The organism is Pannonibacter phragmitetus DSM 14782, from assembly GCF_000382365.1.
Taxonomy (GTDB): domain Bacteria; phylum Pseudomonadota; class Alphaproteobacteria; order Rhizobiales; family Stappiaceae; genus Pannonibacter; species Pannonibacter phragmitetus.
In genome coordinates this window covers 13970-39571 of sequence record NZ_KB908224.1, presented here as the reverse complement: position 1 = coordinate 39571, position 25602 = coordinate 13970, and the positions used below count along the sequence as shown (strand labels likewise).

At 64.2% G+C, this 25602-nt stretch carries 23 protein-coding genes; 6 read left to right on the top strand and 17 right to left on the bottom strand.

What is annotated here, in order from left to right; genetic code table 11:
• Positions 1–45: 45 nt before the first annotated feature.
• The gene (gene phbB, locus H163_RS0114430) at positions 46–774 is read right to left on the bottom strand and encodes an acetoacetyl-CoA reductase (RefSeq protein ID WP_019965309.1); all 729 of its coding nucleotides are present in this window, start codon (positions 772–774) and stop codon (positions 46–48) included.
• A 129-nt stretch (positions 775–903) separates the two neighbouring features.
• Positions 904–2085 carry an acetyl-CoA C-acetyltransferase gene (locus H163_RS0114425; protein ID WP_019965308.1) on the bottom strand — a complete coding sequence of 394 codons (1182 nt, stop codon included), beginning with the start codon at positions 2083–2085 and terminating at the stop codon, positions 904–906.
• A gap of 332 nt (positions 2086–2417) precedes the next feature.
• Between H163_RS0114425 and phaR the strand changes: the two genes are divergently transcribed.
• Positions 2418–3020, top strand: a complete 603-nt coding sequence (phaR, locus tag H163_RS0114420) for a polyhydroxyalkanoate synthesis repressor PhaR (RefSeq protein ID WP_019965307.1) — start codon at positions 2418–2420, stop codon at positions 3018–3020.
• A 300-nt stretch (positions 3021–3320) separates the two neighbouring features.
• Here the strand turns inward: phaR and H163_RS0114415 are convergent, their stop codons facing one another.
• Positions 3321–3752: a GlcG/HbpS family heme-binding protein gene (locus H163_RS0114415; RefSeq protein ID WP_019965306.1), complete on the bottom strand. Its 432-nt coding sequence runs from the start codon at positions 3750–3752 to the stop codon at positions 3321–3323.
• Between the two features lie 144 nt (positions 3753–3896).
• On the opposite strand from H163_RS0114415, the gene ggt reads away from it, so the two are divergent.
• On the top strand, positions 3897–5498 hold the full coding sequence (gene ggt, locus H163_RS0114410) for a gamma-glutamyltransferase (RefSeq protein ID WP_208975402.1): 1602 nt from the start codon (positions 3897–3899) through the stop codon (positions 5496–5498).
• A gap of 91 nt (positions 5499–5589) precedes the next feature.
• Here the strand turns inward: ggt and H163_RS0114405 are convergent, their stop codons facing one another.
• The 5 genes from H163_RS0114405 to H163_RS0114385 form a co-directional block, all read right to left on the bottom strand.
• Entirely contained in the window at positions 5590–5925 is a 336-nt protein-coding gene (locus H163_RS0114405; RefSeq protein WP_141658924.1) for a hypothetical protein, read from the bottom strand.
• 694 nt (positions 5926–6619) lie between these two features.
• On the bottom strand, positions 6620–6979 hold the full coding sequence (rplT, locus tag H163_RS0114400) for a 50S ribosomal protein L20 (RefSeq protein WP_019965303.1): 360 nt from the start codon (positions 6977–6979) through the stop codon (positions 6620–6622).
• 28 nt (positions 6980–7007) lie between these two features.
• The gene (rpmI, locus tag H163_RS0114395) at positions 7008–7205 is read right to left on the bottom strand and encodes a 50S ribosomal protein L35 (RefSeq protein ID WP_019965302.1); all 198 of its coding nucleotides are present in this window, start codon (positions 7203–7205) and stop codon (positions 7008–7010) included.
• Between the two features lie 309 nt (positions 7206–7514).
• Positions 7515–8057 (bottom strand): translation initiation factor IF-3, encoded by a 543-nt coding sequence (infC, locus tag H163_RS0114390; RefSeq protein ID WP_026355866.1) that lies wholly within the window; start codon positions 8055–8057, stop codon positions 7515–7517.
• 210 nt (positions 8058–8267) lie between these two features.
• On the bottom strand, positions 8268–9455 hold the full coding sequence (locus tag H163_RS0114385) for a glycosyltransferase family 4 protein (RefSeq protein ID WP_019965300.1): 1188 nt from the start codon (positions 9453–9455) through the stop codon (positions 8268–8270).
• 75 nt (positions 9456–9530) lie between these two features.
• Here H163_RS0114385 and H163_RS0114380 point away from each other — a divergent pair, with 75 nt between their 5' ends.
• On the top strand, positions 9531–10331 hold the full coding sequence (locus H163_RS0114380; RefSeq protein WP_019965299.1) for an alpha/beta hydrolase: 801 nt from the start codon (positions 9531–9533) through the stop codon (positions 10329–10331).
• Positions 10332–10334: 3 nt separating this feature from the next.
• Here the strand turns inward: H163_RS0114380 and purU are convergent, their stop codons facing one another.
• Together purU and H163_RS0114370 are read right to left on the bottom strand one after the other, a co-directional pair.
• Entirely contained in the window at positions 10335–11186 is an 852-nt protein-coding gene (gene purU / locus H163_RS0114375) for a formyltetrahydrofolate deformylase (protein WP_019965298.1), read from the bottom strand.
• 118 nt (positions 11187–11304) lie between these two features.
• The gene (locus H163_RS0114370; protein WP_019965297.1) at positions 11305–11775 is read right to left on the bottom strand and encodes an Lrp/AsnC family transcriptional regulator; all 471 of its coding nucleotides are present in this window, start codon (positions 11773–11775) and stop codon (positions 11305–11307) included.
• Between the two features lie 114 nt (positions 11776–11889).
• On the opposite strand from H163_RS0114370, the gene H163_RS0114365 reads away from it, so the two are divergent.
• Positions 11890–14274, top strand: coding sequence for a transketolase (locus H163_RS0114365; RefSeq protein WP_019965296.1), 2385 nt, complete (start codon positions 11890–11892; stop codon positions 14272–14274).
• Between the two features lie 257 nt (positions 14275–14531).
• Here the strand turns inward: H163_RS0114365 and H163_RS22890 are convergent, their stop codons facing one another.
• The 4 genes from H163_RS22890 to H163_RS0114345 all read right to left on the bottom strand — a co-directional run bounded on the left by H163_RS22890 (position 14532) and on the right by H163_RS0114345 (position 20421).
• Positions 14532–15530 carry a L,D-transpeptidase family protein gene (locus tag H163_RS22890; RefSeq protein ID WP_019965295.1) on the bottom strand — a complete coding sequence of 333 codons (999 nt, stop codon included), beginning with the start codon at positions 15528–15530 and terminating at the stop codon, positions 14532–14534.
• A gap of 259 nt (positions 15531–15789) precedes the next feature.
• Positions 15790–18408, bottom strand: coding sequence for a cation-transporting P-type ATPase (locus H163_RS0114355; RefSeq protein WP_019965294.1), 2619 nt, complete (start codon positions 18406–18408; stop codon positions 15790–15792).
• Positions 18409–18487: 79 nt separating this feature from the next.
• Positions 18488–20197, bottom strand: a complete 1710-nt coding sequence (locus H163_RS0114350) for a cation:proton antiporter (RefSeq protein ID WP_019965293.1) — start codon at positions 20195–20197, stop codon at positions 18488–18490.
• On the bottom strand, positions 20194–20421 hold the full coding sequence (locus tag H163_RS0114345) for a helix-turn-helix domain-containing protein (protein WP_019965292.1): 228 nt from the start codon (positions 20419–20421) through the stop codon (positions 20194–20196). The genes H163_RS0114350 and H163_RS0114345 overlap by 4 nt, the downstream gene beginning before the upstream one ends.
• 136 nt (positions 20422–20557) lie before the next feature.
• Between H163_RS0114345 and H163_RS0114340 the strand changes: the two genes are divergently transcribed.
• Positions 20558–21418, top strand: coding sequence for a universal stress protein (locus tag H163_RS0114340; protein WP_208975401.1), 861 nt, complete (start codon positions 20558–20560; stop codon positions 21416–21418).
• Positions 21419–21557: 139 nt separating this feature from the next.
• On the opposite strand, the gene H163_RS22885 is transcribed toward H163_RS0114340, so the two are convergent.
• Positions 21558–21992 carry an NUDIX domain-containing protein gene (locus H163_RS22885; protein ID WP_019965290.1) on the bottom strand — a complete coding sequence of 145 codons (435 nt, stop codon included), beginning with the start codon at positions 21990–21992 and terminating at the stop codon, positions 21558–21560.
• Positions 21993–22217: 225 nt separating this feature from the next.
• On the opposite strand from H163_RS22885, the gene H163_RS0114330 reads away from it, so the two are divergent.
• On the top strand, positions 22218–23294 hold the full coding sequence (locus H163_RS0114330) for an NAD(P)-dependent alcohol dehydrogenase (RefSeq protein WP_019965289.1): 1077 nt from the start codon (positions 22218–22220) through the stop codon (positions 23292–23294).
• A 111-nt stretch (positions 23295–23405) separates the two neighbouring features.
• On the opposite strand, the gene H163_RS24945 is transcribed toward H163_RS0114330, so the two are convergent.
• Positions 23406–23747, bottom strand: a complete 342-nt coding sequence (locus H163_RS24945; RefSeq protein WP_342210616.1) for a hypothetical protein — start codon at positions 23745–23747, stop codon at positions 23406–23408.
• Entirely contained in the window at positions 23744–25585 is a 1842-nt protein-coding gene (locus H163_RS22880; RefSeq protein ID WP_342210617.1) for a TRAP transporter permease, read from the bottom strand. The genes H163_RS24945 and H163_RS22880 overlap by 4 nt, the downstream gene beginning before the upstream one ends.
• Positions 25586–25602 lie beyond the last annotated feature (17 nt).

The following is a 25602-nucleotide window of genomic DNA, read 5'->3' as shown; positions in this document are numbered from 1 at the left end:
AGCCTCAAGGGCCACGGCGGGGCTGGGTCAAAACATCACGTTCTATCAGCCGTTGGCGATGTACTGGCCGCCGTTGATGGTCATCACGGCACCGGTCATGAAGGCGGCTGCGTCAGAGGCGAGATAGACCACCGTCTGGGCAATTTCCTCCGGGTGGCCAAGGCGGCCGACCGGGATGCCGGCAACGATCTGCTGCAGCACCTTTTCCGGCATGGCGGCGACCATGTCCGTGTTGATATAGCCTGGGCAGACCGTGTTGACGGTGATGCCCTTGAAGGCATTTTCCTGCGCCAGCGCCTTGCTGAAGCCGATCACACCGGCCTTGGCGGCGGAGTAGTTGGCCTGGCCCATCTGGCCCTTCTGACCGTTGATCGAGGAAATGTTGATGATGCGGCCCCAGCCCCGGTTGCGCATGCCCTCGATGACCGGGCGGGTCATGGTGAACATGCTGTCGAGGTTGGTGGACATCACCGCGCGCCACTGCTCGAAGGTCATCTTGTGGAACATGCCGTCACGGGTGATGCCGGCGTTGTTCACCAGAATCTCGACCGGGCCGAGTTCTGCTTCCACCTTGGCAATGCCTTCGGCGCATTCCTGCTCATTGGCCACGTCCCACTTGTAGACGTGAATGCCCGTGGCCGCCTTGAAGGCCTCCGCCTTTTCCGTGTTGCCGGCATAGGTGGCAGCCACCGTGTAGCCTGCCGCCTTCAAACCCAGAGAAATTGCCTCACCGATACCGCGGGTGCCACCGGTGACCAACGCAACCTTGCTCATTCATCTCTCCCCAGACTACGGGCCTGTTTCTTCAGCCCTGTTCCCGATTGAACTTCCCGGCAGGCATCCCGCCGGGAAGAAACTGGACATGCAGGCTCTTGCGGCCCGCTTCACAGCAAAGGCTTGGGCTTAGCGCTCGACGCAGAGCGCCACGCCCATGCCGCCGCCGATGCAGAGCGTCGCAAGACCCTTCTTGGCGTCACGGCGGCCCATTTCGTGCAGCAGCGTGACGAGAACGCGCGCGCCCGATGCACCAATCGGGTGACCGATGGCGATGGCGCCGCCGTTGACGTTGACGATGTCCGGGTTCCAGCCCATGTCCTTGTTGACGGCACAGGCCTGCGCCGCGAAGGCTTCGTTGGCTTCCACCAGATCGAGGTCGGCAACGCTCCAGCCGGCCTTTTCCAGCGCCTTGCGCGAGGCCGGGATCGGGCCGGAGCCCATGACGGCCGGATCGACACCAGCCGTCGCCCAGGAGGCAATGCGGGCGAGCGGGGTGAGGCCGCGGCGGGCAGCTTCAGCCGCGCTCATCACCACCAGCGCCGCAGCGCCGTCATTGATGCCCGAGGCATTGCCGGCGGTGACGGAGCCTTCCTTGTTGAAGGCCGGGCGCAGCTTGGACATGCTCTCCAGCGTTGCACCATGGCGGATGTATTCGTCATCCTCGATCACCTTGTCGCCCTTGCGGTCGGCGATGGTGACGGGCGTGATCTCGTCCTTGAAACGGCCGGCCTTCTGGGCAGCTTCCGCCTTGTTCTGCGAGGCAAGGGCGAAGGCGTCCTGCTCGTCACGGCTGATCTGCCACTTCTGGGCAACGTTCTCCGCCGTCTGGCCCATGTGGTAGCCGTTAAAGGCATCCCACAGGCCGTCCTTGATCATGGTGTCGATCATCTTGTAGTCGCCCATCTTGTAGCCGGCGCGCATCGGAGCGCAGTGCGGCGAGAGCGACATGTTTTCCTGACCGCCTGCAATCACGATGCTGGCGTCGCCGCACATGATCTGCTGGGCAGCAATGGCAACGGTGCGCAGGCCGGAGCCGCAGACCTGGTTGAGCAGCCAGGCGGTGGAATCCTGGGAGAGGCCGGCGGCAATGGCGGCCTGACGGGCCGGATTCTGGCCCTGACCGGCGGTGAGCACCTGGCCGAAGATCAGTTCGTTGACGTCGGCGGCATCCACGCCAGCCTTTGCCAGCGCAGCCTTGATGACGGTGGCACCCAGCTCATGGGCTGGTGTATTGGCGAAAGACCCGTTGAATGAACCCACGGCCGTGCGCGTGGCACTGACAATAACGACGTCGGTAGAAGCGCTCATGAAGACCTCCTGAAACTGATTCCTCCCGGGATTTTGCGGGTCCGCCGCTTGTTTTTTCTGACAGGACCACACTCCCCGCTCCGTCAGACTAGAGACTGTGAAACGCGACAAGTCAACCGCCCTTCGCGCCCGCAACAACCCGTATAGCGTGCAACGCACACAAGCTTTCGCCCCGCAGCAGGAAAAGGCTGGCATGGGTGCCCGGCTTTGGCATAGTCTTGTGGCGGAGGACGCTGCAACACGGGGAAGATGTTGCAGCAAAAGAGGAACTTGCCGCCACCGGCCCCGCAAATCCGGGCAGGCAGGAAAGGCAACCGGGAGCGACAGACGAGATGGCCAAGACGACCGAGCCCACGATCATCAAGAAATACGCCAACCGCCGCCTCTACAACACAGGCACCAGCACCTATGTGACCCTTGAGGATCTGGCCGTGATGGTGAAGGGCGAAGAGGATTTTGTGGTTTTTGACGCCAAGACCGGCGAAGACATCACCCGCTCCGTCCTCACCCAGATCATTTTCGAGCAGGAAGGCAAGGGCGGGCAGAATCTGCTGCCGATCACCTTCCTGCGCCAGCTGATCCGCTTCTACGGCGACAGCATGCAGGGCCTGGTGCCGAGCTATCTCGAGTTCTCGATCTCCTCCCTGACCAAGGAGCAGGACAAGCTGCGCGCCCAGATGAGCGAAGCCTTCGGCGCCAGCGCCTTCGAGATGATGGAAGAGCAGGTGAAGCGGAACACCGAAATGTTCGAGCGGGCGATGAAGATGTTTATGCCCTTCTCGCTGCCCGGCGCCGCCGCCCCCGGCACGGCCGCAGCGCCCGCCGCCGCACCGGAAAAGCCGGCCGCCTCCTCCGGATCGGATCTGGACGACATGAAGAAGCAGCTGGCCGCCATGCAGAAAAAGCTCGACGCCATCAGCAGCAGCAAGGACTGAGGCGGCACGGGAGACATGCGGGCCAGTCACCCTGGCACCATCTCTCCGCCACTCTCTCCTTTGCTAACGGGTTCACACATCAGGTCCGGACGTCTCCCTCAGTTCTGGTTCTAATCTGTGGCAGGGCCTATCCGGCCCCCTCCCCCTTGTGGGGAGGGGGCCGGATAGGCCCTGCCTGAGTGACCAGACTGCTGGCTTTCCCCAAGCCGTAACCGGCTTCAAGCACGATGTGTGCATGCAGTAGCTCAAGGGGGAGAGGGGTTGGAGCCTGACTGGCAGTCCGTTGCAGGCAATGCCCCCTCAGCCGCAGTCCGGCTTGAAACCGGCGGCTTCGATGCCTGCAACGGCGCAGTCTTCGTCATTGTCCGAGGTATCGCCGGAAATGCCCACGGCGCCGAGGATCTCCCCTGCCCCATCGCGGATCAGCACGCCGCCGGGCACCGGCACGATGGCACCGCCCGAGATTCCGTTGAGCGCCTGGACGAAATGCGGCCGCTCGGCAGCTGCCGTGTTGAGCCAGCGCGAGCCCGCCCCGACACCGACAGCACCATAAGCCTTGCCGAAGGCAATCTGCGGCCGAAGGATCGAGGAGTTGTCCTGCCGGACCATGGCAACCAGATGCCCGCCGGCATCGATCACCGCCACGGTCAGCGGCTTCAGCTTCAGGCTCTCCGCTTTTGCCAGAGCGGCAGAGATGATTGTCTGTGCGGACGAAAGTGTCAGTTTGCTCATGGCCCGGCTTCTCCTCTAGACTTGGTCAATGCAGGGCATCATCGCCCTGCCCTTCCATCTGGCTACCAGATCTTACGGACGGGACACAGCGGCAGCAGCGGGTAAAGATCTGCGCCGGGAGGGAAACAATGGGCGAGGGAGAACATGATCTTGGCGCGAAACTTTGAAATGCCCGGCCGCTCGCCGGTCTATGCCACCAACGGCCTTGCCGCCACATCCCACCCGCTGGCGACGGCCGCCGCCCTGGAGGTGCTGCAGGATGGCGGCAATGCGGTGGACGCGGCCATTGCAGCGGTCGCCGTGCAATGCGTGGTCGAGCCGCACATGACCGGGATTGGCGGCGATTGCTTTGCCATCGTCACGGAAGCCGATGGCCGCATGGCAGGCTTCAACGGCTCGGGCGCAGCACCAAGAGGCGTTTCCTCCGCAGCCTTGCGCGATGCGGGACTGACCAGCATCAACCCGGAGAGCGCCCACGCGGTGACGGTGCCCGGCGCGGTGCGCGCCTGGGAGACCCTGCTGAAGGCCCACGGCACCCGCTCCTTCGCCACCCTGTTCAAGCGCGCCATTGCCTACGCCCGCGACGGCTTTGCCGTTGCGCCGCGCGTCGCGCTCGACTGGCCGGCCTCCATTGCCAAGCTTTCGGCCGATGAAGCGGCCGCCAAGACCTATCTGCCCGGCGGCAAGGCACCACAGGCCGGTGACATCATGCGGTTCCCGGCGCTGGCCGATACGCTGGCCGCCATCGCCAGCGGGGGCGCGGATGCCTTCTACACCGGCGCAGTGGCCGAGGATATCGTTGCCACACTGAAGGCACGCGGAAGCTACATGACGCTGGAGGATCTGGCCGCCTGCCACACCACCGCCGTTGCCCCCGTCACCCGCGACTACCGCGGCTATACCGTGGCCGAGCTGCCGCCCAACGGGCAGGGCATTGTTGCGCTGATCATGCTGGGCCTGCTGGAACGCCACGACCTTTCCAGCCTCGATCCGCTGGGCGGCGAACGGCTGCATCTGGAAATGGAGGCCGCGCGAATCGCTTATGCCATGCGCGACAGGTTCGTCACCGATCCGGGACATATGGATGCCTGCCACATGTCCCTCTTCGCCGATGACATGATTGAAAGACTTGCCCCGCTTCTCAACCCTGCCGCACGCACGCAGGACCTGCCCCTGCCCAGCGCCCCGCCGCAGACGGATACCGTCTATCTGACCGTCGCCGACAGCAGCGGGCTGACGGTTTCCTTCATCAATTCCATCTTCCACAGCTTCGGATCGGGCATTCTGGCGCCCAACTCCGGCGTGCTGCTGCACAACCGGGGCGCCAGCTTCAAGGTGGCGCCGGGCCATCCCAACACCATCGAGGGCGGCAAGCGCCCGATGCACACGATCATTCCCGCCTTCGTGCTGAAGGATGGCGCGCCGTGGATGTCCTTCGGTGTCATGGGCGGCCAGTATCAGGCCTGCGGCCACACCCATCTTCTGACCAACATGATCGACTATGGCATGGACGTGCAGCAGGCGATCGATTGCCCGCGCATCTTCATGGATGACGGTTTCAGCTTCCTGCAGGCCGAGAGCGGTATTCCGGCAGCAAGCCTCGACGTGCTGCGCGCCAAGGGCCACATCGTGAAGCAGGCACCGGCACCGATTGGCGGCTCACAGGCCATCCGCATCGACCGCAAGCGCGGCCTGTTCATCGGCGGCTCCGACCCGCGCAAGGATGGTCACGCGGCGGGATACTGACCCCGAAAAGGCGAGAGGGCAGCTCCTCCCCCGAGCCGCCCTCTCCTGAAGTCCCCACCCAGGGACTTCGAAACAGCACTGATGCCTGTCTTCAGAAACTGGCTGACACCACGAAACCGGCCGGCCGGCGGCGCGGGCTGGCCGCCGTGCGCCGGTAGCTCACCGCCGCATCGCTCCCCGCGTCATCATTCAGCGTACCGGCATCGCGCATGGCGATGAGCTGGGCCAGAAACGCCGCATCGGGCCGGTACATGGTGAAGCTGGCGGTGCGCTCCTCGGTACGCAGCACCATGGGCACGGGAACGGAGGGCGGCGTGCGGCGCAGCTCTTCGGCCTGCGCGGCGGTGGCAGCTTCGGCCTTGGCTCTCGCTCTGGCACTGCGGCGGGCGGCGGCACGCTCTTGGGCTCGGATAGGATCGATACGCAACGGATCTGCCTCTGCCTGTTTCACTTCGGGACGCCCTCACGGGGCTTGTCCTGAAAGTCGCAAGGCATGTGCCAGCAGGCCGGATCGCGTTAACTTTTTGACATTGAATTTATTGAGAAATTTCATTTAATGGTTAACGCCGCAGGCCGCAGGAAGGCCTGAAACGGTCAAGGCACTGAGATTCCGTCTGAATCTCCCCGCCCCCGCCAGCCCCATCCGGCGGCCCTTTGCGCCGCCCAGGCGCCCCGGGGCGGGCATACTGCGCCGGTCCGGCCCATGCCTCCGGTCCGCCAGCCTGTCCCGTCCCGGCACCCGGCCCCGCTTTGGCACAGAATGCGGACGTGAAATGGGACGGGATGGCTGCAATACCTCCGTCCCCTACAGTCTCTCGAATGTCATCCTGGTTTGCCGCGCAGCGGCAAGACCGGGATCCAGTGCGCACGGAGATCAAGATAAACAGAAGCACTCATTCTTTGAAACCAGTGGCATCGAAGATGCTCTATTCTCCTGCTTTCACGCCGAACAATCCCCCACTCTTGCTGGAATAGCTTGAATCCGGGGATACTGGATCCTCGCCTTCGCGAGGATGACAGCGAGAATGAGCCGGCGCCCCCTCCACCCCCAAAGAAAGAAGGCGCCCCCGTTTCCGGGAGCGCCTTGCGATCATGAGATCACGCCGCGAGGACCTTGCTGCTTAGGCAGCCAGAGCGCCCTGAGCCTTCTCGACCAGAGCCTTGAAGGCTTCCGGCTGATGGATGGCGAGATCGGACAGAACCTTGCGGTCGACTTCGATGCCAGCCTTGTTGAGGCCGTCGATGAAGCGGCCGTAGGTCAGGCCCAGCTCACGGGTGGCAGCGTTGATGCGCTGGATCCAGAGCGAGCGGAAGTTCCTCTTCCTGACCTTGCGGTCGCGATAGGCATATTGTGCTGCCTTCTCGACGGCCTGCTTGGCCACGCGGATGGTGTTCTTGCGGCGGCCATAGTAACCCTTGGCTGCCTTGATAACCTTCTTATGACGGGCATGGGCCGTTACGCCCCGCTTGACACGCGCCATTGGTAGTCTCCTTGATTGTCAGGTGGCGTTAGGCGTTCGGCATGTACTGCTTCACGATCCGGGCGTCCTGCGGCGACAGCGTGGTGGTGCCACGTGCGTTGCGGACGAACTTGGCCGTGCGCTTGATCATACCATGACGCTTGCCAGCCTGACCGGTCTTGACCTTACCGGTCGCGGTCAGCTTGAAGCGCTTCTTGGCTCCAGACTTGGTCTTCAGCTTGGGCATTTTGCATCCTTTCATTGGCGCGGGCCAAAGCCCGCTCGTTTGTTGGTGCATCGAGAAGCCGCCACGGCATGCCCTGGTTCTCTTGGGACCCGCCTGCGCAGTCTGACTTGTTTCAGGAAAACAGGTCAGAAAACGGCAACAGACGATTGGTCCACGGAGAGCCGGACGACTCTGGACCGGAGGCTTATAGGGACAGCCTGCCGCCTTTGCAACCGGATTCATGCGGGCACTGGATCACCCGCCTCAAAAAAGCAAGGCGGCCACGGATTGCTCCGCAGCCGCCGCACGAATCTTTTGCCGGAGAAAGGCTCAGCGCTGGATCGGCGAGAGAACCATCACCATCTGGCGGCCTTCGAGGCGGGGCGAGGACTCGACCTTGGCGATTTCCGCCGTCTCGTCGCGCACCTGCATCAGCAGCTTCATGCCCAGATCCTGGTGAGCCATTTCACGGCCGCGGAACCGGAGCGTGACCTTCACCTTGTCGCCTTCAGAGAAGAAACGCATCATCGCCTTCATCTTCACTTCATAGTCATGAGTGTCGATGTTCGGACGCATCTTGATCTCCTTGATCTCGACGGTCTTCTGCTTCTTGCGCGTTTCAGCTGCCTTCTTCTGCGACTGATACTTGAACCGGCCGTAGTCAAGGATCTTGCATACGGGCGGCTGCGCATTCGGCTGAATCTCGACCAGGTCGAGACCGGCCTCCATCGCGATTTCGAGGGCTTCACCGGTCGGGACAATGCCGCGGTTCTGGCCTTCGTGATCAATCAGCTGGACTTCGCGAACGCGAATTTCGTCATTGGTGCGCGGGCCATCCTTCGTGGGAGGCGGGGCGCGGAACGGACGGCGAATGGTCGCTATCTCCTCTATCGTTGCAGCACGGTCATTTGGCTGTTCCCGCAAGGGCACAGAGCACCATTCCAGAACAGGAACAGAGCACCACTCCAATGCGCTTCAGCCCCGCGCGCTTGCGCCGGGGCCGCGGCCACATCCAGTGTGGCAGGAACAGACAAAGCATTGGCCGAAGCGCAGAGAAAGTCAACCTTTCTTGCAAGCCGGCGATCATTCTGCCCTGCGGCCAAGCAGCCCGGCATAAGCTTCGAGCGTGGAAGCGCACATGGCTTCCACCGTGAAATGCCGCGCCACATGCCCCTGCGCCCGCTCCACCAGCGCCGCCCTTGCATCAGGGGCAAGCGCCAGAACGCCGGCAATGGCACCGGCCAGCGCGGCGGCATCCCCCGGCGGCACGCGCCAGCCGGTGCGCGCGTCTTCCGGCACTTCCGGCGGCGCCAGCACCGTTTCCGGCACGGCGCCCAGATCCGACACGATCACCGGCACACGGGCCGCCTGCGCCTCCACCGCCGCCCGGCCGAAGGCTTCAGGCTCAATCGAAGCCACCACGGAGAGGGACGAGAGCGACAGTGCCGCCGGCACATCGGCACAGTGCCCCACCAGCCGCACGCCGCCTTCCAGCCCGGCAGCGGCAATCTGCGCCTTCAGTTCGGCCAGATAGCCGCTGCGGCCCTGATCATCCCCGGCAATGATGGCGAGCGGCAGGGCCGCGCCCCGCGCCTTCAGCTCCGCCATGGCGGCAATCAGCACCTTTTGCCCCTTCCAGCCGGTCAGCCGGGCCAGCTGCAAAAGAATAGGCCGGACCCCGTCCACGCCCCAGGCCCCGGCCAGAGCCGCGCGCCGCTCCGCCGTCACGGCCTCGGGCGCCAGCGCAGCGATGTCCGAGCCCCGGTAGATGACAGTGATCTTGCCGCGCGCAAATTCATGGCGGGCGGCAATGAGGTCTGCCGTGTAGCGGGAGTTGGCGATGACACAGTCGCCCCGCGCCATCACGGAATTATACCAGGACTTGAGCGCGCCCTTCTGCTTGTAGATACCGTGATAGGTGGTGACGAAAGGAAGCTTGAGGCTCCGCGCCGCCATCAGCGCCGACCAGGCCGGCGCGCGGCTGCGGGCGTGGATGAGCGAGATGTTCTCCGCCAGCGCCACCCGCTTCAGCCGCCGTGCATTGGCCAGAATGGTCAGCGGGTTCTTGGATTTCACCGGCAGAATGATGTGCTTTGCCCCCAGAGCTTCCAGCTCCGGCACCAGCCGCCCGCCTTCGCTGACGACAACCGCCCGCCAGCCCCTTGCGACCAGCGCCGCCGCCACATCCACCGTGGTGCGCTCGGCCCCGCCGGTGTTGAGATCCGGGATGACCTGCAGCACGGCCGGGCGGGTGGTAGTGTCGCTCTTCACAGGCAGGGCCCTTCAATTTGCCGCCCGCCTGTGCCACACCGGCCCGCAGCAGGACTGTTACAACGGAGCCTTACATTGGATCAGGACGGCCTTCAATTCCTCACCCTCGGCCATGGCGCGGATGAACGGCAGATCGCGGTGAAGTCGGAAGCGGGCAGGCAGCCCGGCCTGTTCTGGCTCTCCGGCTTCAAGTCCCACATGAACGGCTCCAAGGCCGAGGCGCTGGCGGCCCATGCGAAGGCGCGCGGGCAGGCGGTGACGCGCATGGATTACTCCGGCCACGGCCTGTCAGGCGGCGCTTTCGAAGACGGCACCATCTCGCGCTGGCTGGAAGAAGCACTCGCCGTGTTTGACCGCTGCACCAGCGGCCCGCAGGTTCTCATCGGCTCGTCCATGGGCGGCTGGCTGGCGCTGCGGCTGACACAGGAGCACCGCAAGGCCGCACTGGCCGCCGGGCAGCCGAGCCGCATTCGCGGCCTCGTGCTCATCGCCCCGGCCACGGACTTCACCGGAGAGCTGATCTGGAAGATGCGGCTGGATGAGGAGGGCCGGGAGCGGCTGATGCGCGAGGGCCGGATCGAGCGCCCCTCCGCCTATGGAGACGGGCCTTACGCCATCACCCGCCAGCTGATCGAGGATGGCCGCAACCACCTGCTTCTGGACGAGCGCCTCGCCACGGGCTGCCCGGTCACCATCCTGCAGGGACGCGAGGATCCGGATGTGCCCTGGCAGCATGCAAGCCGGCTGGTGGAGGCTCTGGCGGAAGATGATGTCACCTTCACGCAGATCCCCGATGGCGACCACCGCCTGTCCCGCCCGCAGGATGTGAACTTGCTCCTGCAGGCGGTGGACCGGCTTTCGGGCCTGAAGGCCTGAGCCTCAGCGGTTGAAGACGATGGTCTTGTTGCCGACGATGATCACCCGGTTTTCCAGGTGGAACTTCACGGCACGGGCCAGCACCCGCGCTTCGATATCACGGCCGCGGGCAGCGAAATCATTGGCCGAAAGCGAGTGGTTCACCCGCTCCGCATCCTGCTCGATGATCGGGCCTTCGTCGAGATCCGCCGTTACGTAGTGAGCCGTCGCACCGATCATCTTCACACCGCGCTCATGTGCCTGATGATAAGGCCGCGCGCCCTTGAAGCTCGGCAGGAACGAGTGGTGGATGTTGATCACCTTGCCGAACAGCCGCTTGGACAGGGTGTCGGACAGGATCTGCATGTAGCGGGCCAGCACCACCAGATCGGCACCCGTTTCCTTCACCAGCGCCAGCAGCTTGTCTTCCTGCTCCGCCTTGTTGGCCTTGGTCACCGGCCAGTAGTGGAAGGGGATGCCCTCGTGGGTGGCGGTGCGGGCGCTGTCCTCGTGGTTGGAAACGATGGCGACAACCTCCGCATCCATCCAGCCGACGCGGATCTGATAGAGAAGATGCAGCAGCGCATGGTCGAATTTCGACACCATGATGATCATCTTCTTGCGGCGCGACATGTCGGTAAGTTCGGTCTTCAGGTCGAAGCGGTTCACCACCGGTGAGATGGCGTTTGCAATCGCGTCACGGGTTGTCTCCACCGGGACAATGAACTCGATCCGCATGAAGAAGCGGTTGGTCACCCGGTCCCAGAACTGATCGCTCTCGGCGATATTGGCGCCCAGATCGGCCAGCTCGGTGGTGATGGCGGCCACGATTCCCGGACGGTCTTCGCAGGACAAGGTCAGGACAAAAGACTTCATTTTGAGGACCAATCTTGTTTTCCAGTCAGTGGGCGAGCGTTGTAGATCAATTCGGCAGAAAGTGCAGCGCGCTTTTCGAACCGCCGTCCGAAATCAATGCAGCTTCCGGAGGCAGGCGTCATGGCGTGCGGCTGATGCCGGACTTGACGCGGCGCAGGGGGATGGAGCTTTCGATGCTGGAAACGCAGGCAAGCTTCGTCAGCCGCCCGGTGAGAAACGCCTCGAATCCGGCCAGCCCATCCGTCACCACCCGCAGCAGATAGTCCCGGTTGCCCGTCATCAGCCAGCAATCCACCACTTCGGGGAAGGCGCGCACCGCCTCCTCGAACTGGGCCAGCGCCTGATCTACCTGCCGGTCGAGCTTCACCGACACGAAAACGGAAACGGAAAAGCCCAGCGCCGCCTCGTCGATGAGGGCGGCATAGCCGGTGATGATGCCCGCCGCCTCCAGTTGGCGCACGCGCCTTGCCACCGGCGTGGGGCTCAGCCCCACCCGCTCGCTCAGCTCCTGCACGCTCAGGCGGCCATTGGCGCCCAGCTCCCGCAGGATACGGACATCAAATTCATCAATCCTGGCTGTTTCCACCACTCAAACTCCAAAATTGGAGAAAACCGGCAAAACACTGCGCCCGAAAGGCGGAAATAGCAAGGACACACTCCCCCGCTTCATCCCATGATGGGATGCCGGAAGGAGAGAACAACCATGTCCCATCAGCATCTCAAGACCATCGAGCAGCGCCTGCTCTGGCTGTCGCACTGGATGATCCACAACGCCAACCATCTGCGGCCCAAGGCGGATGGCATCAAGATTGGCGGCCATCAGGCTTCCTCCGCCTCGATGGTGTCGATCATGACGGCGCTCTATTTCTCGGCGCTGCGGCCGGAGGACAGAGTGGCGGTGAAGCCCCATGCCGGGCCGGTGTTCCATGCGATGCACTACCTGATGGGCAACATCGCCCGCGAGAAGCTGGAGAATTTTCGCGGTTATGGCGGGGTGCAGAGCTATCCGAGCCGCACCAAGGACGTGGATGACGTGGATTTCTCCACCGGCTCCGTCGGCCTCGGCGTTGCCATCACCTCCTTCGCCTCCATCGTGCAGGACTATATTTCCGGCAAGCCCTGGGGCAAGGATCTGCGCCAGGGCCGCATGATCGCGCTGATGGGCGATGCGGAGGTGGACGAAGGCAATGTGCATGAGTGCCTGCAGGAAGGCTGGAAGCACGACCTTCGCAATGTCTGGTGGATCATCGACTATAACCGCCAGTCCCTCGACGGTGTTGTGCACGAGGGCCTTTGGGCCCGCATCGAAAAGATCTTCGAGGCCTTCGGCTGGGATGTGGTGAAGGTGAAATATGGCGTGTTGCAGCGCGCCGCCTTTGCCGAGCCGGGCGGCGAACGCCTGCGCGCCTGGATCGATGCCTGCCCGAACCAGCTCTACTCCGCCCTCACCTTCAGCGGCGGTGCCGTCTGGCGCCAGCGGCTGATGGATGATCTGGGCGATCAGGGCGATGTTTCCGCCCTCATCGCCCGGCGCAGTGATGCAGAGCTGGCAGCATTGATGGAAAACCTCGGCGGCAACTGCGTCGAGACCATGGCACAGACCTTTGACAGCATTACGCATGACCGGCCGGTCTGTTTCCTTGCCTATACGGTGAAGGGCTGGGGCACGCCGATTGCCGGGCACAAGGACAACCACGGCGGCCTGATGACCAAGGCGCAGATGCAGGACTGGCAGGCCCACATGGGTGTGCCGGAAGGGCAGGAGTGGGAGCCTTTCGCAGGCGTGAAGGACCAGGCCGGACTGCAGGCTTTCCTGAAATCCGCGCCCTTCTTCGCGGCAGGCCGCCGCCGCCACAGCAGTGACAGGGTGAGCGTCCCTGCCCTGCCCGCCCCGTCCGGCGAACGCGAAACCTCCACCCAGATGGCCTTCAGCCGCATTCTGGATGACATCGGCCGCCAGAAGAGCGAACTGGCCCAGCGCATCGTCACCCTGTCGCCGGATGTGACCGGCACCACCGGCCTCGGCCCCTGGGTCAACCGGCGCAAGCTCTGGGCCCGGAACGCCAGAGCCGATCTCTTCCGAGCCCAGAACATTCCTTCCACCGCCAAATGGGACTTCGCCCCGGAAGGCCAGCACATCGAGCTGGGCATCGCAGAGATGAACCTCTTCCTGCAGCTTGCTGCAGCAGGGCTTGCCTCTCCCCTCTTCGGCAAGCGGCTGCTGCCGGTCGGCACGGTCTATGATCCCTTCGTCTGCCGTGGCCTCGATGCCCTCAACTACGCCTGCTATCAGGACGCCCGCTTCCTCATAGCAGGAACGCCCTCGGGCGTGACACTCGCTCCCGAAGGCGGCGCGCACCAGTCGATCAACACCCCGCTGATCGGCATGTCGCAGGACGGGCTGGCCGCCTTCGAGCCTGCCTTTGCCGCCGAGCTGGCGCTGATCATGGGCTGGGCCTTCGACTACATGCAGCGCGAGGGTGATGCCACGCCCGACCCGGTGAGCCTGCTGCCGGATGCCAAGGGCGGCGCAGTCTATCTGCGCCTAACCACCCGGCCCATCGAGCAGGCCGCGCTTCCGTCGGGTGAAGATTTCGCCAGCGATGTCATCAATGGCGCCTACTGGCTGCGTCCGCCGGGACCGAACTGCGAGGTGGTGATTGCCTATCAGGGCGCCGTGGCGCCGGAAGCCATTGCTGCTGCCGGCTATATCGGCGAAGGCCGCCGCGATGTGGCGGTTCTTGCCGTCACCTCGGCCGGGCGCCTGCATTCCGGCTGGACGGCGGCGCAGCGCATGCGCCGCAAGGGCGAGCTGCCGCCCTTCGGCCCGGCGAGCCATGCAGAACGCCTGCTGTGGAACCTGCCGCGCCATTGCAAGCTGGTGACCGTTATCGACGGCCACCCGGCCACGCTCTCCTGGCTCGGCAGTGTCTGTGGTCATCAGTCGCTGGCACTCGGGGTGGAGCATTTCGGCCAGACCGGCACCATCGGCGATCTCTACCGCCACTTCGGCATCGACACGGCCTCGATCGTCGCCGCCGTCTCCAGCCTCACCGCCGGCCGCCAGCTGCGGCAGGTGCCCGCATAAAACAGCAACGGGGAGCCAGGGCTCCCCGGCTGCCTTTTTGAGGAGCGCTCACCCCTCCATCGTCATACCGGACGCAGCGAAGCGGAGATCCGGTACCGGTGAACCCCGGACCATCAACTACGTTCCTTGAGGACAAACATCTCGCACCCCGGCTCACCGGTCCCGGCTCGCGCTCCGCTTGGCCGGGAAGACGATGGAGGGGTGTGCGGCAGATTGACGGGGATCCAGGGCTCCCCGTTCGTACATTCGGATTGCGCTCAGTCCTTGCCCACGTGCCGGTCTTCCGGCTCCACCAGCTCCTTGAAGGGGTCGGCCAGCGCGGCTTCCGGGCGGCTGACCGGATAGGCGCGGTTCGAGGTGCGGGCGGCCAGCTGCTCCGGCCCGTCACGGCGCAGCAGCGCGCGGAAGCTCGGGTGCATGCCGCCGTCCACATAGGACACCACATGGTTTCTGCGGCTTGAGGCAATCGCCTCATCCACCTTGAGCTTTTCCGCATCCAGCTGAGCCACCAGTTCCGGCTCCGGCGGAACGGCCACCTCCGGGCACGGCGCCAGCGGATTGCGCGGCGTGCCATCCTTGAACCCGGTGTTGAAGACATAGCGCCTGCCGCAGGCGGCCACCTTCGGCTGCTGCTTCGTCAGTTCGAAACTATCGTAGCCTTCCTTGAGTGTCCGCCAGAACGGCATTTCCGGATCGGACCGGTGCAGCGCCATGTTCTCTGCCGTCATGCGGAAAGGAAAGGCCTGCACCTGGAACGCGGCCTGACCGGAGGCCAGCGCCTTGGCGGCAATGGCGTAAATTTCGCCCGCCGCCTGATCGGTCATCGCATAGCAGCCCGACGAGGAACAGGCGCCATGCACCATGAGCGCATCACCCGTGTAGCCCAGCGCCGATTCCAGCCGGTTCGGATAACCCAGATTGAAGGAGACGTAATACTGCGACTGCGGGTTCAGCATCCCCGCCGACACATGATAGAAGCCCTCGGGCGCCTGACGGTCGCCCTGCTTGCGTTTCGGCCCCAGCTTCCCGGACCAGCGGCACATGGGATAGGTCTTGAACAGGGCATAACGCCCGGTCTTGTCCACCTTCCACACCTCCAGCTCGCTCTCCTGCTTGAAGATGCGGACCAGCACCGGGCTTTCCGGCTTCATGTCCTTCTTCGCCATTTCGGAGATCGTGGCACTGGAGAGGCGCGGCGCATTGCGCGACAGGTTTTCGTAGTCCGACCCCGCACAGCCGGCGAGGGCAAGCGCCATGACGCCCGCAAGGACAAGCCTGCGCAAGGACCGCAGACCCTGTCTCGAACGGCCTTGGGGTTGGATGGATGTGCCGGGCAGATGGAACAGCGAACTCATTCTGGCAGTATCTTCAGCTTCCGGTCCTGAGCCCCCCGAAGCGGGTGGTTACATGGATATGCGTCAAGATCAACCGAAGTTATTACCGGCGCGTTAAGGATGTGAACACGTTCAGGTGAGCGTCGGGCTGGCGCAGCAAACCCGACGCTGCACGGGCCGGTCAAGCCTTGCCGGGCCTGACCCTCAAGCCCAGCCGGATCTGTTTTTCGATCTCCGTCAGGGCGAAGAAGACCACCCCGGCTCCAACGATCAGCAGCCCATCAAGGAAGGGCACGGCCTCCGTCCCCAGCACCATCTGCAGGGGCGGCAGATAGGTGACGGCGAATTGTGCCGCAGTGACCGCCAGAACCACCGTCCAGACCACCTTAGTGCCCTTCACCGCCGCCCATGTGAGGGAGGTGCCATAGATGTTGCGGATGAAGAAGAGGTGGAAAATCTCGAGCACGACAACGGTGTTGACCGAGATGGTCTGCGCCAGTTCAAGCGAATGGCCACGCGCCAGCGCATAGTTGAACATGCCGAAAACGGTTGCGACGAAAAGGCTGCCGACCAGCACGATGTGCCAGACCAGATCCCCCGTCAGCAGCGGCGCATCACGGCGGCGCGGCGGCCGGGCCATGGTGCCGGGCTCCGAGGGTTCAAAGGCCAGCGCCAGCCCCAGCGTCACGCTGCTGACCAGATTGATCCACAGCACCTGCACGGCCGTGATGGGTAGGGCAAGGCCGAGAAACAGCGCCAGAATGATCGGCAGAGCCTGACCGGCACTGGTCGGCAGCGTCCAGCTGATGACTTTCTTCAGATTGTCCCACACCGTGCGCCCTTCGCGCACGGCGGCGGCGATGGAGGCGAAATTGTCGTCGGCAAGCACGAGATCGGCGGCTTCCTTGGCCGCTTCCGAGCCCTTCAGCCCCATGGCAATGCCCGCATCGGCACGCTTCAACGCCGGGGCATCATTCACCCCGTCTCCCGTCATGGCCACGGACAGGCCCCGCGCCTGCAGGGCCGCAACCAGCCGCAGCTTGTGCTCGGGGCTGGTGCGGGCGAAGACATCGCAATCCATCACTTCCATGGCAAGCTGCGGGTCATCCAGCCTGTCGAGATCCGAGCCGGTGAGCACCCGGTGCGGATTTTCAAGACCGATCTGCCCGGCGATGGCCGCCGCTGTTCCGGCGTGGTCGCCGGTGATCATCTTCACCCGGATTCCGGCCGTCCGGCATTCGGCAACAGCCGCGATCGCCTCCGGGCGCGGCGGATCAATCAGCCCGGCCAGGCCCAGGAACGTCAGGCTTCCGTCGAGGCTGTCCCGGCCGATTTCCGGACCCGTCTCGTGCCGCATGGCAAGGGCCAGAACACGCAAGCCCCGTTTTGCCATGACTTCGGCCCGGTCATGCCAGTGCGGCAGGTCAATCCCGTGGCACATGCGCAGCACCCGCTCCGGCGCCCCCTTCACATGGGTGATGCGCTCGCCGCCGGCCTCCGCCAGGACCGCCATATAGCGATGGCGGCTGTCGAAAGGAATGACATCCAGCCGCACGGCATTGATCGCGCCCGCAGCCTTGCCCGCAAAAGCCAGCAGAGCTCCTTCCATCGGATCGCCTTCGACGATCCAGTGCCCGGCCTTGCAGGCAAGGGCTGCATCGTTGCAAAGCGCGGCCGTCCGGGCGAGATGCGAGAGATCTCCGTGCGGCTGGATCGCCCCGGAGGGGGCATAGCCGTCACCCTCCACCTCGAACACGCCCTCCGGTGTCTCGACGCAGACAACGGCCATCTCATTGCGGGTCAGGGTTCCGGTCTTGTCGGTGCAGATCACCGAGACAGAGCCGATGGCCTCGATGGCCGGAAGGCGGCGGATGATGGCATGGCGCTGCGCCATGGCCCTGACACCGATGGCCAGCGTGATGGTGGTGACGGCTGGCAGGCCTTCCGGAATGGCGGCAACAGCAACGCCGACAACCGCCATGAACAGGGATGCAAAAGGATGGCCGCCGAGGAAATACCCCCAGGCCAGCAGGATCGCGGCCGCCAGAACGATCAGCAGCGAGAGCCAGCGGGCAAAGTGATCCATCTGCTCCACGAGCGGCGTCTTCAGTGTCTCCACGCCGGACAGAAGCCCGCCGATGCGGCCGATTTCCGTATGCGCACCCGTTGCCACCACAAGGCCGCGCCCGGAACCTTGCGTCACCAGCGTGCCGGACCAGAGCATGGACCGCCGGTCCCCCAGCGGCGCATCCTCCGCCACCGGGGCGGCGGTCTTGTCCGCGGGAACCGATTCGCCGGTCAGGATGGCTTCCTGCGCGCTCAGCCCATGGGCCTGCAGCAGCCGCAGATCCGCAGGCACCTTGTCCCCGGCCTCCAGCAGCACGACATCGCCCGGCACCAGCGCCGTGCCATCCACCGAAACGCGCTGCCCGCCGCGCAGGACAGCCGCGCGCGGCGCCAGCATGCTGTGGATGGCGGCCATCGCCGCCTCCGCCTTGCCTTCCTGCAGGAAGCCGATCATGGCATTGCCTGCCACCACCGCCAGAATGACGGCGGTGTCGACCCAGTGCTGCAGCAGGGCCGTCACCACAGCCGCCCCCAGCAGCACATAGATCAGCACATTGCGGAACTGGGAGAGGAAACGGACAAGCGCGCTGCGCCCGGCAGCTTCCGGCAGGCGGTTGGGGCCATAGGTTTTCAGGCGGCTGGCCGCCTCTTCCGGGGACAGCCCCCCGGGGCCTGCGGACCATTGATCAAGGCAAGCCTGTGCGGTCTGGCTGTGCGGAGAGGTCTGGGTCATGCAGTCTCTGGCTCCTTTTTCAATCAGATCGTGCGGGCTTGACCAGTTCACGATGAGAAAGGCTCATCGCGAGATGGCCTCAGACTGCCGTCCTGCCTTCCGAGGCGATCTCGGGAAACTCGGTCCGCTCTTCCTCCCCGGCGCCGCACAGAAGCTCGGCAGCCCGCTCGGCGGCATCCTGGAACGGCTCCAGCACCAGATCCGCACCGGAGCCGGACAGCACACCCGTGTCATGAGCAGTGTGGGAAGCAGCGGCGATGCGCCCGGTAAAGCCAGCCGCCCGCGTCAGCTGAATCAATGTCCGGCGGGCATCCTCGTGACTGAGGCCTGCCGGGTGGATCGGCACGGTCGAGACGATCCAGACCGCCTCACGCAATGGCAGTTCGGCGACGAATTCCGGATCGGTCGCATCCCCGAATTCGGCGGCAAGGCCCAGTTCCTTCCAGCGCTGCACGGCCTGCGGATTGAAATCGATGCCCAGCACCCGGATGCCGCGCCGCTGCAGCCGCATGCCGATGGCCGTGCCGAAACGCCCGAGGCCGAAGAGAATGATCTGGAACCGCCCCTTGGGCAGAGCTGCCGTCTCCCCTGCCTCCCGGTGGGCATTGCGCCGCTCAAACAGGCCGAGCCAGGATTCGCACAGGGCATAGAGCTGATGGGAGTAGGTGATCATGTAGGTCGAGGCGGCGATGGTGACAAGGCCAACCATGGTCACCAGTCCCAGCGCCTCGTCCGGCACATGGCCCAGCGTGACGCCCATGGCGATGAAGATCAGCGAGAATTCGCTGATCTGCGCCACCGTCAGGCCGGCCAGAAAGCCGGTACGCTTGCGGTAGCCGAGTGCCCCCATGATCGCCAGAACGATCAGCGGATTGCCGATGAGCACGAACAGGGAGAACACCACGGCCCCGGTCACATGGCTGCCGAGCTGCGAAAGGTCCAGCGTGGCACCGAGCGCAATGAAGAAGAAGAGCAGCAGGAAATCGCGCAGCGGCCCGAGCCGGGCTGCAATGGTTTCCCGGTAGGCGGTGGAGGCCAGCGCCACACCGGCCAGCAGGCCGCCCACTTCCTTGCCAAGGCCGATCTGGTCGCCGATGGCTGCAAACATGGCCGCCAGCGCAAGCGCGAAGATCACCAGCAGCTCCGGCACCCGGGCCAGCCATTCGGTGAGCGGATTGGCAAGATACCGCACGAACAATGCCACCGCTGCGACCATGGCAAGCCCCGCGCCCATGATGGTGACGATGGAGCCATCCCCATGCCCGCCCTCTCCGGCAGCACCGATGCCGATGGCCGACAGCACGATCATGGCAAAGACCACGAACAGGTCCTGCACGATGAGGAAGCCAAGCGCGATCTGGCCGTGCAGCGCATCGATCTCGCGCTTGTCCGACAGCAGCTTGACGATGATGATGGTGGAAGAAAACGTCAGGGCCACCGCCACATAGAGGCTGGTGACATGGCCAAGGCCCAGCGCAAGGCCGATCAGATAGCCGAAGAAGGCGGTGAAGAGCACCTGCCCCAGGCCGGTCATGACCGAGACGAGGCCGAGCGAGCGGACCAGCTTCACATCCAGCTTGATGCCGACGAGAAACAGCAGCACCGCAATGCCGAGTTCGGACAACAGCCTGATCTGCTCCCCGGAATGGACAATGTCCAGCGCTGACGGCCCGGCCAGCAGGCCGACCGCAATGAAGCTGACGATGAGCGGCTGGCGCAGCAGCGTTCCAGCCAGGCCGACAACGGCGGCAAGAGCCAGAAGCAGCGAGACCTCGGTGAAGACGCTCATGGGGTCCGCTCCTCTTCATGCGGCTCCGCAAGCTGTCCGGGCGCACGGGGCACGGTTTCATGCCGGCGCAGGAATTCGGCCAGATCCGCATCCGCGATCCGCCAACCCTTGCCGATATCGATGGCCCTGAGTTCTCCGGCCTTGATCCAGTGCCGAACCGTGGCCTCGGCAATCTTCAGGCGGTCAGCGACCTCCCGGACGGTCTGATAGGTTTCGCAAGGCATCCTGGCTGTCCCTGACTTCAGTTCGGTGAAGCATAGCGGCGTTTGACATCGTTTGATTGAGATGGATCAATTCAGCAGCTGCCGATGCGTGTTCGTATGATGGAAAGACGACCTGAACAGCCAAGGGAGACAGCCCGTGCTTCAGCGGATCATGCTGGCGACAGATTTTTCCGAACGGTCCGACCGGGCGCTGCGCCGCGCCGTGCTGCTAGCGCACGCCCACGGCGCCGCCCTTGAACTTGTTCACGTGGTTGATGATGACCGCCCCCGGCGGATCGTTGACCACGAGCTTTCCGACACACGCAATCTGCTGATGGATCTCGCCCAGTCGCTCCGGGCGGCCGATGGCATCACCTGCACGGTCGATGCGCGTCTGGCAGATCCGTTCTCCGGCATTGTCCAGGCAGCAGAAGACCGCAAGCCGGACCTGCTGGTGCTGGGCCCCCACCGGCGGCAGATCCTGCGTGATGCCTTCGCCGGCACCACGGCCGAACGCACGATCCGCACCACAAATTGCCCGGTTCTGATGGTCAATGGCCCTCCGGCCGGCCCCTGGCGCCATGCTCTGCTGACCACCGACCTCTCCGATCAGTCGCATGCCGCGCTCTGCCGCTTTGTCTCATTGGGCCTCACCGCAACGCCGGCCAGCGTGCTGCATGTGTTTGATGTGCCGGCCCTCCGGCTGACCATGTCCGGCACGCTGCACAAGGAGGACCGGGATCTCTACCTGTCGGATCAGGCGAGCGCGGCCCGCGGCCGCCTTGCCGCCTTCGTACAGGGGGTCAGCGGCCTGCAGGCAGGCATTCTGGTCCGGCATGACGAGACCACACATGCCCATGAGATCCTGCAGGCGGCAGATGAAGCGGGGGCTGATCTCATTGTCATGGCCAATCACGGCAAGGGCATGCTGACACGGATGATCCTTGGCAGCGTCACGGCCAAGGTGCTGCAATCCGCCCCGGTGGACGTCCTCGTCTTCCCCGCCAGCCCGGGCTGACACCGCTCCCGATGGGCCTGTCTCATCGGGAAACGGCCTTGCCCGTCAGGTAATACCAACTCTCGGTGAGCTTGGCTCATCGAGAGTTGGTCAAGCCCGTGCGGCGTCTGAGCAATTTCAAGGCGTGATGCGTCAGCATCTAAAGCCTTGGTATAAGGCCGCGCTCTTCAAACTCCTGATAGGTCTGCGGGCTGGTGAGGACGGCCCAGACATAGGGCACGATCTGGTCCCGCACGGCCTGAAGGTCAAACATGCCGATTTCGGAAATCTTGTCAGGCTCGCAGATCTGCAAGGCATCGGGCATGTGCTCCGCCTTGAAGAAATAATCGATATAAATCTGGTCCGGCAGGCGGCGGTGCAGCACCTTGGCAAAGGAAACATCTCCGGGCGCAAGCCTGACGCCGATTTCTTCCTCCACCTCACGCAGCAGGGCTTCCAGCGGGGTCTCGGGCGGCTCTACGTGACCCGCCACAAGGCTCAGGAAGCCGGGATAATAAGCACTGCCCGCACGCCGGATCATCAGGTGCCTGCCGTCTTTCTCATGGATGAGATGGGTGGAAACCTGTGTCTTCATCGAGCCTGCCTTCCCTGTCCGCAGAGGCCTGCTTGTAGCGCAGCATCAGCCAGGCGGCGAGCCTTTCCGGGCAAATTCAGAGAGTGTGAAGCGCCACCGTGAAACGTCAGGGTTTCAACCAAGGTGATCGGGAAGCCGCCAGACGGCAGGATGGCTTGCCGGACGTCCGGGACCTGCCCGGCAGGGCTGTTCCGGCATCCTGTATGGGGGCAGAAGGAGGACACCATGGTACAGATGATGAAGGCAGCGATCTTCGCCGGACCCAACCGCATCGTTCTTGATGAAAAGCCGGTGCCGGATGTGGGGCCGCTGGACGCGCTGATCCGCATCACCACCACGACAATCTGCGGCACGGATGTGCATATTCTCAAGGGTGAATACCCGGTGGAACGGGGGCTGACCATAGGGCATGAGCCGGTCGGCATCATCGAGAAGCTGGGCTCCGCCGTGAAGGGGTACCAGGAGGGGCAGCGGGTGATTGCCGGCGCGATCACCCCCAGCGGCCACAGCGCCGCCTGCCTGTGCGGCTGCATGTCCCAGGATGGCGCCGGCACGAAACATGGCTTCAAGGCCATGGGCGGCTGGCGCTTCGGCAACACGATTGATGGCGCTCAGGCCGAATATCTGCTGGTGCCGGACGCGATGGTCAATCTGGCGCCCATCCCCGACGGACTGACGGACGAGCAGGTTCTGATGTGCCCGGACATCATGTCCACCGGCTTTTCCGGCGCAGAAAACGGCGCCATCAGGATCGGCGACACAGTAGCGGTGTTTGCACAAGGGCCCATCGGGCTTTGCGCCACGGCCGGTGCGCGGCTGATGGGCGCGACGACCATCATCGGGGTGGAATCCGTGCCTGCCCGCATGGAAATCTCCCGCCGCATGGGCGCGGACCACATCGTCGACTTCAGCAAGGGCGACCCGGTGGACGAAATCATGCGGCTGACGGATGGGCGCGGCGTGGATGTTGCCATCGAGGCCCTCGGCCGGCAGGAGACCTTTGAAGCCGCGCTGCGGGTGCTGCGCCCCGGCGGGACCCTCTCCTCGCTCGGCGTCTATTCCAGCGATCTCACCATCCCGCTCGGACCCTTCCTCGCCGGACTTGGAGATCACAAGCTGGTCACCTCCCTGTGCCCCGGCGGCAAGGAGCGCATGCGCCGGCTGATGGATGTCATTGCCTCCGGCCGCCTCGACACCAGCTCGCTGGTGACGCACCGGTTCAAGCTGGATGACATTGAAGCGGCCTATGACCTCTTCGCCAATCAGCGCGACGGCGTTCTGAAAATCGCCATCACGCCCTGAAAATCGTCATTCCGGCGCTGTGGCGCACAAAGAAGAAGCGGCGCCATCGGGTGGATGGCGCCGCTTGCATTTGGCCAGGTCTCCATGAGCCAGGCTCATGGAGAGTCCGGATCAGTCCGAGCCGCGGGCGAGCATGCCCGGCGTGACGAAGCGCTTCTGATAGGCAAGCAGCGCCACGCCGATGGCAAGACCGGCGAGATCGGAAATCAGGCCGCCCTGGATCATGCACAGGGCGCCGATCAGCAGCACCACGCGCAGGACGGCCGCAAGCTTGCCGAAGTACCAGCCCTGCACGGCCGCCGCGAGCATGTAGATGCCGATGCTGGCCGTGACGAAGACATGCAGGACTTCCATCCAGGTGCCCTGCATCAGCATGGCCTGCGAATAGAAGAACATGAAGGGCACGACGAAAGCGGCAAGACCGATCTTGAAGCTTTCGACCGACGTCTTCATCGGATCCGACCCCGACAAGGCCGCCCCGCATAGGCGGCGAGCGCCACCGGCGGTGTGATGGCGGACATGACCGCGAAGTAGAACACGAAGAAATGCGCTGTCAGCACCGGGATGCCGAGGTTGACGAGGCCAGGAGCCACGACAGCGGCGGCGACCGCATAGGCAGCCGTCGTCGGCATGCCCATGCCCAGCACGATGGAAATGCACATGGCAAAGAACAGCGCCAGAAGCTGGTTCTGTTCGGCAATGCCAAGCAGCAGGCTGGAGAAGCGGGCGCCGACACCGGTAAGCGCGATCACGCCGACGATGATGCCCGCGCAGGCACACACGGCCACCAGCTGGATCGACATGCGCGCCGCCATATCAAAGGCCTTGGCGAAAAGCCTGGGCCCCATGCGGTGCGGCGTCAGCCAGCTGACAACGGCTGCGGCCATCATCGACACCGTACCGGCACGGATCACCGAATAGCCGGCAAACAGCGTGTAGATCAGCATGATGATCGGGATGAAGAGATAGACCTGCTTCAGCAGCTCCTTGAAGACCGGCAGCTCTTCCTTGGGAAGGCCCTTCATGCCCATCTTCGTCGCCTGAAGATCGACCATGAAGTAAACCGAGGCGAAATAGAGCACCGAGGGGATGATCGCCGCAATGACGATGTCCGTGTAGGGGATGCCCGTCACTTCGGCCATGATGAAGGCGCCGGCGCCCATGATCGGCGGCATGATCTGTCCGCCGGAAGAGGCAGCCGCTTCAACGGCAGCCGAGGTCTTGGCCGGATAGCCGACCTTCTTCATCAGCGGAATGGTGAGCGAGCCGGTCGACACCACGTTGCCGGCCGATGTGCCGTTGATCATGCCCATCAGGCCCGAGGCCAGAACCGCCACCTTGGCCGGTCCGCCGCGGGCGCGGCCTGCCGCCGCAAAGGCGAAGTTGACGAAATAGTCGCCCACTTTGGAGGCCTGCAGGAAGGCGGCGAAGGTGATGAACAGGATGATGTAGGTGGAGGACACCGCCACCGGATCACTCAGGATGCCCTGATCGGTGAAGATGTAGGTGAAGAAACGGCTTGGCTCATAGCCACGATGGTTGAGGAAGCCGGGCAGGTAGGGGCCTGCAAAGGAATAGAGAATGAAGATCGAGGCGATTACCACCAGCGCAAGGCCGGCCACGCGCCGCGTCACCTCGAGAATGAGGATCACACCGACGAGTGCTGCATAATAGTCCGCCGGCTGAGCCATGGCGGTACCAGCGCGCAGACGCAGAGGCCCGACGTTGAAGAGGATGTAGCCCAGAACCGCGATGGACGCGATGCCGAGGGCATAATCCGCCCAGCCGATACGCGCACGGTCCCGGTTCGGCAGGAACCAGGCTCCGGCCAGAGCGGCAAGCGTGCCCACCAGCAGCGGCAGACCGAAATTGGCGAAAACGAACACCGGCGGGCGCGGAATGCCGGCCAGCCAGTAGCCGCCCCAGGCATAGGCCACCATGGCAAAGCCATAACCGATGCCGCCGATACCCACGGCCATGAACAGCCAGTCGAGCGGGTTGCGCCGCGCACCGGCGGGCGCCGTATTCGGCAGCTGCACGGCGGAATAGATCAGGAACCCGAGCAGAAGACCGCCGCAGACGTGGATCAGACGGTAGGTCCAGGTCTCCAGCGGATAGAGGTTCATGACCCCGATGTGGAAAGCGGTATAGGCAATGCAGAGAACCGTGATTGTCAGGTTGATCCAGCTGCCATGCAGGCGCTGGTTGCTGGCAACCGGTTCTTCATCGACATTCTGGGCCAGAATCGGCCCGCTGCCCTTGGGCGCTGAGGCATTGTCAGCTTGTGTCATGGTGTTCGTCCCGAATG